Raw genomic sequence first — 14758 nt, 5'->3', positions numbered from 1 at the left:
TGCCAAGGTGGTCAGCCTGGACAGCGGCTGGCAGGCGCTGTCCGGCTATCGCCGCGACAATCCGCGCACAGCGGTGCAGCCTGCCCATCTGGCCTACGTGATCTACACATCCGGCTCGACCGGTCGTCCCAAGGGTGTCCGCATTTGCCGGCGTAACCTGACCAATTTCATCTGCGCCATGCAAAAGGCGCCCGGCATGCAGGCGGCCGACGTGCTGCTTAGCGTAACCTCGCTCTCTTTCGATATCGCGGCGCTGGAGATCTATTTGCCGCTGACGGTAGGTGCGACCACCGTCATCGTGTCGCGCGATAGCGCAGCGCACCCGGAAAAACTAGCGGAAGCATCGGCGCGCCACAGGGTGTCGCTGATGCAGGCCACGCCGTCCACCTGGCGCATGCTGGTCGATTCCGGCTGCTTCCCCTTCGCGCCAGGCCTCAGGATACTCTGCGGCGGCGAGGCTATGCCCTGGGATCTGGCACAGCAACTGCTGGAACGCGCGCCCGTGGTGTGGAATATGTACGGTCCAACGGAAACCACCATCTGGTCGACCGTGCATAAGCTTACGCGTGCGGACATGGCCGTCACGATCGGCCGGCCGATTGCCAACACCCGGCTCTATATCCTCGATGCCTGGCTCCAGCCGGTGCCGCTCGGTGTCGCCGGCGAACTCCATATTGCCGGCGACGGCGTGGCCGATGGCTACCTCAACCAGGACGAATTGACACGAAGCCGTTTCATCGGCGATCCCTTCGGTGCGCCTGGCGCCACCATGTACAAGACAGGCGACCTGGCCCGCTACAAGGCGGACGGGGCGGTCGATTACCTGGGCCGGCTGGACCAGCAGGTCAAGATTCGCGGCTTCCGCATCGAACTGGGCGAGATCGAAAACCGGCTCGTTGAGCATGAGCAGGTCGGCGCCGCCGTGGTGCTTGCCAGGCCCGACGCAGCAGGCGGGCAGCGCCTGCTTGCTTATGTGAGCATGACGGCGGCGGCCCGCCTCGCCGTCCAGGCAGCGGTGGCCAGCCTGAAGAGCTGGTTGACGCAGGCGCTGCCGGAGTTCATGGTGCCGCCGCATGTGATGGTGATCGATGCGTGGCCGTTGACCCCCAACGGCAAAATCGACCGCAAGGCCTTGCCGGAGCCGGATGCGCGAGATCTGCAGGGCGCGTATGCCGCTCCGGCAACGGCAACCGAAGTGCGGCTGGTGGCCCTGTGGGCGGAATTGCTTGAGCTGGACGGCAGCCGCATCGGCACCGACGCCAGTTTCTTTGCGCTGGGCGGCCATTCGCTGATGCTGGTGCGGCTGGTGTCCCGAATCGACGGCCAGTTCCAGGTCCGGCTCGATATCCGCGATCTGTTCGAGATGAGCACGATTGCAAGGATTGCAGCCTTGATTGACGACGTCCTCGCGCTGCGCCATCCCGGCGCCCACCTGTCACCGACGCCAGGCGAAGAACTGGCCGAGTTCGAAATTTAGCGGGGAAACACTGTTGAATCTGTTCAATCTGTTGAAGCTGTCCAAGCGTTTTCCTTTGCTGACGCGATTTATCCTCCTCGTGCTGCTGGTGCTGTCCGGAGGCTACTATGTTTGTACCCGGCTGCTGGGCAGCACGCTGCCACCGGAGCGGATGCAGCTGTTTCCGGATGGGGCGCTGTCCCCGGTCTTCATGGCGCGCGACGTCAACGGCGTGCCGCATATCCGGGCGCGGACGGACGAGGATGCGTTTTTTGCCATCGGCTACGCCCATGCGCAGGACCGACTCTGGCAACTGGAACTGCAGCGCCGCACCGTCCACGGCGAGCTGAGCGAGCTGTTCGGCCGGGAGACCCTGAAGCAGGATATCTGGTACCGCTCGCTGAACCTGCATGCCGCCGCGCAGAGCGCCTGGCCGGCGCTGAGCGACCAGGCCAGGCGCTCGCTGCAGAAGTATGTCGACGGCGTCAACGCGGGCATGGCCGCCCAGTCCGAATTGCCGGTCGAGTTCAGGCAGGCCGGTATCGCGCCGCAGCGCTGGACGGTCTACGATTCCCTCGCCAGACTGAAGCTGTTCGCGCTCAATCTCAGCGGAAGCTTCCAGCTCGACCTGACGCGCGAAGCGGCGCGCCAGACCCTGACTACGGCGCAGTTGCGCACGCTGTTCCCCGATGACGCGCTGGAGGGTACTCCCGCCGTCAGGATGGACCAGGCCCGCGAAAGCGCCGGTGCCGCCGCGCTGTTGCCGCTGCGCGAAGCCGGTCTGGCACCGCCGCCGTGGGGCGCGCCGACGGCGGCTGGCGGAAATGCTTGGGCCGTGGCCGGTCGCCACGGCGAGGCTGGCGCGGCGCTGCTGGCCAACGATCTCCAGCTTGAGCTGCAAATCCCCTCGCCGTGGTACGCCGTGCATGCGAAAGGGGAGCGGCTCGCCGTGTCTGGGATGAGCCTGGTCGGCGTACCCCTGGTGATCTTCGGCCGCAACGACAGAATCAGTTGGGGCGGCGCCAGCCTGCGGGCCGACAGCCAGGACGTCTACTTCGAGAACACCGACCCGGACGATGCTAGCCGCTACCAGGCGCAGGGGCAGTGGCTGCCGTTCGTGACGCGCAAGGAGACCATCCAGGTTCGGGCCGAGAGCGGCAGTGCCCTGGTCGGCGCGCAGCAGCGCACGGTCAGCGTGGTCCTTCGCGCGACCAAGAACGGTCCGCTCATCTCGGATCAATTCGCCGGATTCGATCGGCCGGTTTCCTTGCGCTGGGTCGGCTTCGATTCGGGCGATACCAGCTATGAGGCTTGGTACCGTTTGCAGTTCGCCGCCGACTGGCAGGACTTCCGCGCAGCTCTGAGCGTGCATGCGACGCCCGCGCTGAAAATGGTCTATGCCGACATCGACGGCAATATCGGCGCTATCGCCGCCGGCAAGGTGCCGGTCAGGAAGCAAGGCGGCGGCGCGCTGCCGGCGCCCGGCTGGGATCAGCGTTTCGCCTGGGCCGGTTATGTTCCGGCCGCGCGCCTGCCTGCGGTGTACAACCCGGCGACCGGATTTGTCGTCGCTGCAAATCAGCAGGAAGCCGGCGCCGGCAATTCTGACTTCATCGGCCGGGACTGGGCCTCGCCCGCGCGCGCCGAGCGCATCGCGCAACTACTCCAGGAGCGCCTGCAGGCCGGAAAGCGGCTCGGCCCAGCCGATATGAAGCGCATCCAGGGCGACGATATCGACCTCGACGCCGCCGCCCTGGCTGCTGAGCTAGTGACGATGCGCCCGGACGGGGCGGCACAGGCCAAGGCGCTCGACCTGCTGCGAGGATGGAATGGCACGATGGCGGCCGACAGCCAGCCGGCCGCGATCTTCAACGTCTGGACGCGCCATTTGCGCAAGCGGCTGCTGGGCGATAAATTGCAGCAGTATTGGAACCGCCCCGAACAGGGCGGCTATCTGCGCAGCCTGGACCAGCAGATGGGCACGCGAGCGCTGCGGCAGGCGCTGGCCGAATGCAGAACGGTATGGCGGCCGGCCACGGCGGCCGGCTGCGACGGCCTGCTGCAGCCGGCCCTCCAGGCGGCGCTCGATGAAATTGGCAAGATCACCGGCAGCCGCAGCATGGCCGACTGGCGATGGGGCGCGTTGCAGCGGGGCGTCTACGCCCATCCCTCGCAAGACACATGGCGGCCGTTCAATGGCCTGTTCGAACGCGGGACGGCCCAGGGCGGTAGCCCGAATACCGTCAATGCGGCGGACAGCATCTTTATCGACCGGCAAGGCTTTGAACAACGGACGGGGGTCAGCTTTCGCCAGGTGTTCAGCCTGGGAGAGGGCGGTATCGTGCATGAATTCATGAACTCGACCGGCCAGTCCGGCAATGTGGCGAGCCGCCACTATGCCGACATGGTCGAGCCATTCTCCCGGCTCGAATACACCCGGCTCGCGCCCGACGAGACGGCCGGCCGCGCGCGTAGCCTTGCCGCTGCCGGCGCCGTGTCTCACCAAGGATCTTCCCGATGAATCTGTTTTCCCTACTCGCCAAGAACGCGCCCAACAAGGTCTTTTTCTCTATCATCGTGGGCATTTTGTCCGGGGTCGTGTACTCGCTGCTGATCCCGCTGGTTATGGCCTCGCTGGACGGAGGGGACGCGCTCGAAGGCGCAGGCTCGGGCCGCGCGCTCTGGTTCGGCATGGAGATCACCAACCCCTCGATGGCGCTGATATTTACTGCGGCGCTGCTGTTCATCTGGGCCTCCCGGACCTGGGTCGACATCACCATGACCAGGGTATCGATGGCGGCCACGTCCGAGCTGCGCATCCAGATGTACTACCGCATCGCGCATGCGCCCCTGGCGGCGATCGAAAAGATCGGATTGCCCCGGCTCGTCACGGCGATCGCCAGCGACATGCCGGCCGTGGTCACCGGCGCGCAAACGGCGCAGACCATGTTGATCGATATGGTGACCCTGATCGGAATGCTGAGCTTTCTCGCCTATGTGCACACGGCGGTGTTCTGGTTCGTGTTGAAGTGCATCATTTTTGGCGTGCTGAGCTACCAGCTGATCTTCGTCTTCGCCGACCGCTACTTCTTTCGCGTCGCGAAAATCAACGATTCCCTGCAACGCTCGGTTCATGGACTCATGCATGGCTTCAAGGAGCTCAAGCTGAGCGACGACAAGCGCCACGCGTATTTTAAGCAGGCCCTGCTGGTGACCGAGAGCGAGCTGCTCGCCGCCCAGCGGCCGGGCAACAACATCCACAGCGCGGCCGCCAACTATGGCCTGATGCTGAACTTCCTGTTCCTCGGCTCGATTGCCTTCATTTTTGTTAGCTACCATTCGCTCAGCGCGCAGAGCCTGTCGAGCATCATGATGGTGATGCTGTATATCTCCATGCCGATCGGCTCGGTGACGTCGAAGATCCCTGGGTTCACCTACGCCAAGGTCGCCATCGGCCGCGTCAACGCGCTGCTGGCCGAGCTGCCGCAGGAACCGGTGGCGCAGGAAGCGTACCAGGCGCGCGCCTGGGACAGCGTGCGGTTTGAGCACGTGGTCTACGAGCATGAGGGGGAGGAGGGGGCCGGATTCGCGGTCGGGCCGATCAACCTGGAGTTTTGCAAGGGTGAGATCACCTTCATCGTTGGCGGCAACGGTTCCGGCAAATCGACGCTGAGTAAATTGCTGACGCTGCATTATCACGCCAGCGGCGGCGCGATCTATTTTGGCGGGCAGCGCATCACCAACGAGAACATGAACTCCTACCGCCAGAGCATCTGCGCGATCTACTCCGATTACTACCTGTTCGACCGCATCCTGGCGGCCGGGCGCGACCAGGATAAAGAGGAGAAGGTCGAGTACTACCTGAAGCAGCTCGGCCTCGACAAAAAGGTCAACTACCATGACGGCCGCTTCTCGACACTGTCTCTATCCGACGGGCAGCGGCGGCGGATGGCCCTAGTGGCGGCATTTGTGGAAGACCGTGAACTGTATCTGTTCGATGAGTGGGCCGCCGACCAGGACCCGAGCTTCAAGGATATCTTCTATCGGGAAATTCTGCCGTCGCTGAAAGCGAAGGGGAAGGCCGTGGTGGTGATTTCGCACGATGACCGTTACTTCGACGTGGCTGACAAGCTCATCGTCATGTGCGAGGGTCAGTTGCAGTCTTCCAACCGGCCAGCTGGCCTGCTTTCCGGGCAGGCCAGGGAGTAATGCCGTTAAGTTAATCGATACGGAAATTGTTTACCCTGCACTGCGGCGAGCTGGGGGCAGACCCCATGTGGGTCTGCCCCCGACCTCTGAGAGGGAGGCCGCCGCTCAATCGCACGAATGCTTCTTAACTGAACGGCATTAAGGCTGGAGAGGCGCTCCAATCAGCCCGAAATCGTCGTTTCGCATCTGCGGAAAGACGCCCTGTCCGCGCTGCGCTTATGCGACTTCAAGGTAGAGCTCATTCGTCGTGCCCAACGGGGACTGCCACGATTCGTAGGTCTTTCTGGCCCAGCTGGTCTTCACTCCCCCCTGCATGCCTTTTTTGTATTTGAGTATCAGCATATGCAGGTGGGTGACGCCGCGGCGCGCAGCCTCGTCTTTCATTTGATCGATCGTGGCGTTGTCTTCCTTGAAAATATCCACGAAACGGTCGACAAAGCCCGCGTAGCTGATGGGCTGCAGGTCCAGTACGATTTCCACTTCGGCACCGGGCAGATATTGTTCGATCATTTCATGCAGCATGAAGGGCGAATGGCGGTCGCCAGGGGCCATGGTCACCATCTGGAATGTCCCGCCATCATTGAGCACGCCGTTTATTCCCTTGAGCAGTTCCTCGACAAAAGTCAGGCCATAAATTCCGGCGGCGGAATTAAAGTAGTATTCCATGCCGGGAGGAGTCGGTTCGAACGGCGGATTGGAATAAATGAAGTCAAACTGTTTGTCGCGCAGGGGGGAAAAGATGTCTTTCGCGTCGCCGTCGATAATATTCAAGCGATCCCCAACGCCATTTAGCACGCAATTGAAGCCAGTCAGTATTTTTGCCCTTGGATTGATTTCAAGGCCGGAGCAGTAGCTGGCGCCATTGAGCAGGCAAAAAATGCTCAGTACCCCGGAGCCGAGCCCGACCTCAAGCACATGGCGCCCTTTGATATCGTCCAGGTTGGTGTAATCCATAAAGAACACCTGCTCGGGCTGAAGAGGAATGACCTGGTCGATGGACTTGTATTCGAAGGAATCGGTCAGTATGGTCATCGACAACGCGCTGTCATCGCGCTTCCTGTAGCCGCTCTGGACCGACAGCAGGTCCGCCAATCCCCCCACCTCGGCTGCCTGCGTAACGTAATACTCATTGAGTGAGGGGCTGGTCTGCTTTCCCTCCACAGAAAATATGGTCTTCTTTAATGGGTTAACCTTTGCCGATGAAGCTGTATTAAGCGTGTCCGAAGCCATTCCTTGCCATCCCTCCAAAAAGTAAAAAAATTCCCAGTATGTCCGCATGGCCGGCCGGGAGCGCCATGCCGCCATTTCAGGCGTACCCAAGCGAAATCGGGCTGTGGGCGCAACCCTTTATCGCAATATTTTCTAGCTGTTTTTACATTGCTTTAAATAGTACAATATAATACAATCTTTTCAAATCTGAAAGTTGGCCTGATTCATCGTTGCTGAAATGTCGAAGGCTAACCGCGACATGACCGCCCCCTAAGTCCTCCGATACTGGGTGCTCAAAGTGGGGGGCTCAAAGGGGGGCGCATTCTTATCAGTTTTGCGCTATTTGAAATTTTTTCAGGTGCCTTATTGATGGCAGTAAATTTTCTCCCGATTGAACGGGTCCGGAATTTTTCGAAACATGATTTTGAAACCGCCATCTTGCGCGACCGGCCCGTCATCGTCGAAGACGCGGTGCAGGGATGGAATGCCTGCGCCAGCTGGACACCTGATTATCTGACAAAAAAAATAGGTGACTTGCGCATCGGCGTCAGGACTTCGTCCACCCATTTCCATCCCGATTTCGAGCGCATGCGCGCCGAATGGAATCGCCCCTTGTTGTTGCGGCTGCTGGGCCATCTTGGCCGGCGCATCATCGGGCGCGGCCGCACTGATGACGGCGAGCAGATGGCGTTTGGCCAATTGCTGAAGCTGCTGACCACGTCACCGGAAGCATACCGTTATCTTGCCGGCGCCGAAGAACTCGGCATCCTGCGCGAGGGCGTCTGGAACGATGCGTTTGCCGAGCTGCGCGCCGACTACGACGTGCCCGCCTATGTGCCGCAATCCAGGCTCGACAGCGCGGCCCTGTGGGTCAGCGCGAAAGGCGTCCGCTCCCACCTGCATTACGATGGCAACTGCCTGCACAACCTCAATGCCCAGGTCGCCGGCAGCAAGCAGGTGCAACTTTACTCTCCCGAGCTGATGGGCCAGGTCTACCCCTACCTGCACTCGAACGGCCATCCCTACACCTTTTCACAGGTCAACGTCGAAGACGTCGATCACCACCAATTCCCGCGCTTCTCCGAACTGGAGGGTTACGAGGGAACGCTCAAGGCAGGCGATCTGTTGTTCATCCCTGCTTACTGGTATCACACTTTCAAGCACCTCGGTGATTTCAACGTCAATGTCAACTTCTGGTGGCGCGCGGACTTCGTTCGCCTGACACCGGTTTCCGCGCGAGATTATTTCGGCGGATTGGCCTTCGATGTGCTTGCCGAGTCAAAGATTCCCCCGATCTGGTTGACCGGCTGGTTCCGCAAGATGGAACGCCGCCTCACCCAGGTTCGCTAGCGTGCAGCGGCACTTCAGTTATCGCTGGGCCGGCCTTCGTACAGTGAGTTTCAGTGAAAGGTAGAAGAATTTATGTCGGTTTACATCTTAGGCGTCAATTGTGCATACCATGAATCGTCGGTGGCCCTGGTGACGGAGCGCGGCATCGTCGCGGCGATCGAAGAGGAACGTATCAACCGGATCAAGCACGCTAAGCCTGCGCTGGTCAGCAATTCCGACGAGCTGCCTGTCGGTGCGCTCAATTATTGCCTGAAGATGGGCAGCGTGGCGCTCTCCCAGGTCGACTATATCGCCTTCTCTTTCAATCCGCCGAAGCGGTTGGAGCACAACCTCATCGCCGACGACAAGGTCATCGACGGCAGCTGGGGCAGCCGGGCCGGCGAGACGTTGTTCCACGACAAGCTGATGGGCATTCCGTCCCGCTTCCGCGAGATGGGCTTCCGCGGCGAATTCGTGTTCGTCGACCACAGCATGGCGCACGCGGCTTCCGCATTTTTCCCTTCCTCCTTCCAAGACAGTGCGATCATTTCCGTGGACGGCATCGGTGAGATTGAGTCGACCACGCTGGCGTTGGGCAGGGATGAACGGATCAGCGTGCTTGAGCAGATCGGTTACCCGCATTCGCTGGGCTTCCTTTGGGAGAAAATCTCCCAGTATCTTGGCATGTCCGAGTATGATGCCTGTAAGGTGATGAGCCTGGCGTCGTTCGGTGACGCTGAGCGCTTCTATAGCCAGTACCGCAGCTTCATCGACGTCACCAAGGGTGGCTTCAAGCTCGATGCCGACCTGTGCCAGTTCCGCTCCGACGACTTTTCGGCGCTCGAACAGTTGTTCGGCCTGCCCATGATCGGCAGTTACCAGCCAGTCTCGCGCGACTACATGGATGTGGCCGCTGGAGTGCAAAAGATCACCACCGAAATCCTGTTGAACCTGGCCCATCACGCCCATGAGCTGACTGGCTCCAGGCAGTTGTGCCTGGCCGGCGGCGTCGCGCTGAACTGCGTCACCAACACGGCGATATTCGAACAAGGCCCCTTCGAGCAGATCTTTGTCCAGCCAGCGGCCAATGACGCCGGCACCTCGCTGGGCGCGGCGCTGCATGTGTATCACGAGCTGTTCCGCGGCAAGGGCGGCAGCGCCTTCCATACGCGCGACACCTATCTTGGTCCCGAGTTCAATCAAGCCGAGATACGCGAATCGCTAGACGAACTCGGCGTGGTCTACAGCACGCCTGGGCAGTTGGTGGACGAGGTGGCGACCCTGATCAGCCACGGCCAGGTGGTCGGCTGGTTCCAGGGTCGCATGGAATTTGGCCCGCGTGCACTGGGCAACCGCAGCCTGCTGGCTGACCCGCGCAATCCGGAGATGGTCAAGCGCATGAACCGTCTGGTCAAGCACCGCGAGGACCATCGTCCGTTCTGCCCAAGCGTGCTGGCCGAAGACGTCAAGGAGTGGTTTGTCACCAGCAAGGACGCCATCAGCGCCCAGTACATGCTGATGGCCTATCCGGTCCAGGAAAGCAAGCGCGCGTTGATTCCGGCGGTCGTTCACGTCGACGGGACCAGCCGCATCCAGGCGGTGGACCAGCGGGTCAATCCCCGATACCACGCGCTGATCGCTAGCTTCAAGCAAAAAACGGGCGTGCCGCTTCTGCTTAACACCTCCTTCAATGACCGCGAACCTATCGTCTGCACGCCCGAGGACGCGATCAAGACCTTCCTCAGGACGGAAATCGATTTCCTGGTCATCGGTGATTTCCTGTTGCGCAAGCAGGACAACCGGCAGACCGAACCTACCGACTCCAGCGAATGCTTCGCCTGATGCCCTGAAGCAGGGCAATGTCTGCTCGACGGCCGGACACGGAAACGTGTACGCCGTCGGGCTTGCCATTTCCGCCGCTTTGCCCATACAAGAAGACTTTTGCTAGAGAGAGAACCGTATGAATGCTCGGGAGTTGTTGGCCTTTTTCAGGCGCCGTTCCGTCGAATTGCATGTCGTCGACCGGAAGATCAAGTTCAAGGCGCCGGGCGACATCGTGACTCCGGACATCCTGGCGGCTCTGAAGGCGCACAAGGACGAGATTCTGGCCCTGCTCAGCCCTGCGCCGGCGATGTCGCGGCGGGCCGCGAACCGCTGCCAGACCTCGTTTGCCCAGCAGCGCCTCTGGTTCATCGACCGGATCGTGCAGGGCAGCGCGATCTACCATATTCCGGTGTGCCTGCGCTTGCTGGGACGTCTGGACCGCGCTGCGCTTGAGCGCACGCTGAACGAGGTGGTGCACCGTCACGAGGCATTGCGCACCACCTTCGATACCGCCGACGGCATGCCTGTGCAGGTCATCGCTCCCGAGCTGCGGCTGGCGATCCCGGTCACCGATCTGGGCGCGCTGTCGTCCAGCGAGCGCCGTGCCAAGACCGAATGGCTGGCGCAGGACGAGGCGCAGGCTCCGTTCGACCTGCACACCGGGCCGCTGCTGCGCACCAGGCTGATCGCCCTTGGCGAAAGCGAGCATATGTTCCTGCTGACCGTACACCATATCGTCGCGGACGGCTGGTCGATGGGGGTGCTGGTCAGGGAAGTGGCGGCCCTGTACAGCGCCTTCGTCGGCGCGGCGGCGCCGTTGCTGCCGGAGCTGGCGGTCCAGTATGCCGACTACGCGCACTGGCAGCGCCAGTGGCTGGAGGGCGAGGTGCTGCAGCATCAACTGGCGTACTGGAAGGTGCAACTGCGCGGCGCGCCGACGCTGCTCACGCTGCCCACCGACCGTCCGCGTCCCCCGATGCAGACCTACCAAGGCGCCAGCGTGCGGGTGGCCATCGGGGCGCAGACCAGTGCCGCGCTGCATCGGCTTGGCCAGCAGACCCAGGGCACGCTGTTCATGACCCTGACGGCGGCGTTCAGTATCCTGCTAAGCCGCTACGCCGGCCAGGACGACATCTGCATCGGCACCCCGATCGCTAACCGACAGCGGGCGGAGGTCGAGCCTCTGATCGGCTTCTTCGCCAATACGCTGGTGCTGCGCACGCAGGTCGATGCGGCTAGCAGTTTCAATGCGCTGCTCGAACAAGTCAGGGCCAGCACGCTGGACGCCTACGCGCACCAGGACGTGCCGTTCGAACAGCTGGTGGAAGCCTTGAAACCCGAACGTCATGGCAGCTACAGCCCGCTGTTCCAGGTGATGTTCGTGTTGCAGAACGCGCCGATGGACAAGCTGGAATTGCCAGGGCTGGAACTGCAGCTGGTCGAGCGCGAGCAGAATGGGGCCAAGTTCGATCTGACCCTGACGCTGGCGGAGTCGCCCGATGGACTACGCGGCGACATCGAATACAACACCGACCTGTTCGAGCGCGCCACCATTGAGCGGATGGTCGGCCATTTCGTGCTCCTGCTGGAAGCGATCGTCGCCAATCCGCATGCGCCGGTGTGCGAGCTGGACATGTTGGCAGAGCGCGAGCGGCGCCAATTGCTAGTCGAGTGGAACCAGACCGCGCAAGACTATGAGCACGACCACACGCTGCACGCGCTGTTCGAGGCGCAGGTGGCGCGAACGCCCGGGAATCCGGCCGTTCAATTTGAAGGCCAGGTACTGAGCTACCGCGAGCTCAACGAGCGGGCCAACCGTCTGGCCCACTACCTGCGCAGGCGGGGCGTGGGCCAGGATACCGTGGTCGGGCTGTGCGTCGAACGCTGCGCTGACATGGTGGCCGGCATGCTTGGCGTACTCAAGGCGGGCGGCGCCTACTTGCCGCTCGATCCCGCCAATCCGCAGGAACGCCTGGCCTATATGGTCTCGAACGCGGCGCCCGCCGTGATCCTGACCCAGGAACATCTGCGTGCGGACCTGCCGCAAGTGGCGGGCGGCGTATTCTGCCTGGACAGCCAGTGGCAGGAGCTGGTCGGCGAATCGCCGGACAATCCGGTGCAGCAGGGCGATGCCGGCAGCACCGCGTACGTGATTTATACCTCCGGCTCGACCGGCCGGCCCAAGGGCGTGCGCGGCGGACACCGGGCAATGGTCAACCGGCTGCGCTGGATGGAGCGTCATGCGCATCCGGCCGCCGACGAGGTGTTCTGCCAAAAGACCACGATTGCCTTTGTCGACCACGTGGCCGAAGTGTTCCAGCCCTTGTTGTGCGGATTGCCGCTGCTGGTGATCCCCGCCGAACAGGTCAGGGACCCTGCCAGTCTGTCCGAGGCGATTTGCGCCGGCCGCGTGACGCGGCTGACGGTCGTGCCCTCGCTGCTGCAAGTGCTGCTCGACGACGCGATTGCGCCGCAGTTGCGGGGCCTGCGTTATGTGGTGTCGAGCGGCGAAGCGTTGACGCTGCGCACCGCCAGGGCATTCCGGCGCTGCCTGCCGGGCACCCGCCTGCTCAATCTGTACGGTTCCACCGAGGTCGGAGCCGATGCAACCTGCTTTGAATTTGCGCCCCTGTCCGACCATCCCGATTTGATGCAGTACTTTGTGGAGCAGGGGCAGCCACCCTGCAATCCAGCGCTGGCATGGGGTATGGGCCAGTCCGGCGCGCCCGTCTGGCCGGCGCTGAGCATCGGCGAACTGGCTGCCTCGTTCGGGCACGCCGCCATTCCAGATCGGCCCATGCCGCTGGACGAGTATGCGCGCAGCGTCAATGAACAAGTCCTCCCCAACCTGATCGATGTGTCGTCCGACCGCTTCATTGGACACATGACGTCCAAACTGCCCAGCTTTGTCACCGAGATCGGCCGGCTGATCACGCAGCTCAATCAGAACGTGGTGAAGATCGAGACGTCGAAGGGAATGACCTTCCTGGAGCGCCAGGTGCTCGCTTCGATGCACCAGCTGTTCTTCGGTCTGGAGGACAACTACTACGCCGGCTATTGTCAGGACCCTGCGCATGTATTTGGCGTGGTGGTCGGTGGCGGCAGCGTTGCCAACGTCACCGCCCTCTGGTATGCGCGCAATCGGGCCTTGCTGGGCCGTGGCATCCAGAAGAGAGATCTGGTGAGGGAGGGATACCAGAAGTCATTGGCCGCCCTGGGCTTTGAGCGCGGCGTGATTCTGGGAACGCGCTTGCTGCATTACTCCATCAAGAAGGCCATCAGCGTATTTGGTATCGGCCAGGAGAGCTTCATCGAGGTCGCGCAGGACGACCGCCAGCGCATGTCGATGGCGGACCTGGAGCGATGCATCGAGGTGTGCCGCCAGATGAACTACCTGATCCTCGCCATCGTCGGCGTGGCCGGCGCGACCGAAACCGGCACCATCGATCCGCTTGAGCAGATCGCGGCAATGGCGCAGCGGCATGGCATCCACTTTCATGTTGATGCTGCCTGGGGCGGCGCATTCCAGTTCTCGGCGAAGCACCGCTGCAAGCTTGCCGGCATCGAGCACGCCGATTCGCTCACCCTGTGCCCGCATAAGCAGCTGTTCCTCCCGCAGGGCATCAGTCTGTGCCTGTTCCGTGACACAAGTGGCGTCGCCGCGATTGCCACCCACGCCGAATATCAGGCCCAGCAGGGAAGCTACGACCTCGGTCAATATTCGCTGGAAGGTTCGCGGCCGGCGAATGCCTTGTTCCTGCATGCTAGCCTGCGTCTGATTTCAAAGCAGGGCTACGCCTGGCTGATTGACCAGAGCATGGAAAAGACCCTGAGCCTGGTTCGCACGATCGAGCAGTCTCCTTGCTTCGAGCTGGCGGGCGGCCAGCCTGAACTCAACATCGTCAATTACCGTTATCTGCCCTCTCACCTGCGCGGCAAGAAAGGGCAGGGTTATACGGCCGACGAGCACGAGGCGATCAGCGATGCCGTCGAGCGTATCCAGAAGCTGCAGTTCGACCAGGGAAAGACCTTTGTCTCGCGCACCAGGATACTGCTGCCTGCGGTTGCCGACGCACCGCTGTCGGTGTTCCGCGTGGTGCTGTCGAACCCATTGACGACGCTGGCCAGCATCAAGGAGGTCCTGGACGATCAATTGCGTATCGCCCAGGAGCTGATCGAGCCGAAGGGCGTCCAACACCCCGCGCTGGAAACCGATATTGAGGCCGCGCAGTCCGATACCGATAGCTGGCTAGTTCCGATTGGCCGCCCGATTGCGAATTGCAAGGTCTACTTGCTGGACGCCTGGCACAAGCTGGTGGCGCAGGGGGTTATCGGCGAGATGTATATAGGTGGTGATTGTCTGGCGCGTGACTATCTGGGTGATACTGCTTTGACCGGGGCACGGTTCATTGGCAATCCATTCTCCGACGATCCGGCCGATCGCCTGTTCAAGACGGGAGACCTGGCCCGCTGGAGCTCCGATGGCAGGATCGAATATAAAGGACGCCGAGATTTTCAGGTGAAGCTGCGCGGTTTCCGTATCGAGCTAGGGGAAATCGAAAGCCAGCTGCTGGCCTGCGCGGACGTGCGCGAGGCAGTGGTCGTCGCGCGCGAGGATGTCCCCGGCGACAAGCGGCTGGTGGCGTATGTGGTGGCCGGGCTGGATGCGCAATTGTCGGTCGCGCAGTTGCAGGCGCAATTGCAGGCGCAGCTTCCCGATTACATGGTGCC

The 14758-nt window shown here is 62.0% G+C and carries 7 protein-coding genes; 6 read left to right on the top strand and 1 reads right to left on the bottom strand.

Features of this window, described 5'->3' with window-relative positions; all coding sequences use genetic code 11:
- The 3 genes from O3298_RS28950 to O3298_RS28940 all read left to right on the top strand — a co-directional run.
- Nucleotides 1–1477: non-ribosomal peptide synthetase (locus tag O3298_RS28950; RefSeq protein WP_305061179.1), on the top strand; the 1477-nt coding region annotated here is incomplete at its 5' end.
- 13 nt (nt 1478–1490) lie between these two features.
- A complete protein-coding gene (locus tag O3298_RS28945; RefSeq protein WP_305061178.1) occupies nt 1491–3977 on the top strand; it encodes a penicillin acylase family protein in 2487 nt (828 codons plus the stop codon).
- Nucleotides 3974–5665, top strand: a complete 1692-nt coding sequence (locus O3298_RS28940) for a cyclic peptide export ABC transporter (RefSeq protein ID WP_305061177.1) — start codon at nt 3974–3976, stop codon at nt 5663–5665. The genes O3298_RS28945 and O3298_RS28940 overlap by 4 nt, the downstream gene beginning before the upstream one ends.
- Nucleotides 5666–5881: 216 nt before the next feature.
- Here O3298_RS28940 and O3298_RS28935 read toward each other — a convergent pair whose 3' ends face one another.
- On the bottom strand, nt 5882–6985 hold the full coding sequence (locus tag O3298_RS28935; RefSeq protein ID WP_305061176.1) for a methyltransferase: 1104 nt from the start codon (nt 6983–6985) through the stop codon (nt 5882–5884).
- A 258-nt stretch (nt 6986–7243) separates the two neighbouring features.
- Here O3298_RS28935 and O3298_RS28930 point away from each other — a divergent pair, with 258 nt between their 5' ends.
- The 3 genes from O3298_RS28930 to O3298_RS28920 form a co-directional block, all read left to right on the top strand.
- Entirely contained in the window at nt 7244–8224 is a 981-nt protein-coding gene (locus tag O3298_RS28930; protein ID WP_305058135.1) for a cupin-like domain-containing protein, read from the top strand.
- 72 nt (nt 8225–8296) lie between these two features.
- Nucleotides 8297–10045 (top strand): carbamoyltransferase C-terminal domain-containing protein, encoded by a 1749-nt coding sequence (locus O3298_RS28925; RefSeq protein WP_289916187.1) that lies wholly within the window; start codon nt 8297–8299, stop codon nt 10043–10045.
- A gap of 118 nt (nt 10046–10163) precedes the next feature.
- Nucleotides 10164–14758: aminotransferase class V-fold PLP-dependent enzyme (locus O3298_RS28920; RefSeq protein WP_305061175.1), on the top strand; the 4595-nt coding region annotated here is incomplete at its 3' end.

It is taken from the genome of Janthinobacterium sp. SUN137 (assembly GCF_030587265.1).
GTDB lineage: Bacteria > Pseudomonadota > Gammaproteobacteria > Burkholderiales > Burkholderiaceae_D > Janthinobacterium > Janthinobacterium kumbetense.
This window is presented reverse-complemented; position numbering and strand designations above follow the sequence as displayed.

Excerpts from the sequence above, each read along its gene's own strand:
- O3298_RS28940 (WP_305061177.1), top strand. The coding sequence starts at position 3,974 with ATGAATCTGTTTTCCCTACTCGCCAAGAACGCGCCCAACAAGGTCTTT.
- O3298_RS28930 (WP_305058135.1), top strand. The coding sequence starts at position 7,244 with ATGGCAGTAAATTTTCTCCCGATTGAACGGGTCCGGAATTTTTCGAAA.
- O3298_RS28925 (WP_289916187.1), top strand. The coding sequence starts at position 8,297 with ATGTCGGTTTACATCTTAGGCGTCAATTGTGCATACCATGAATCGTCG.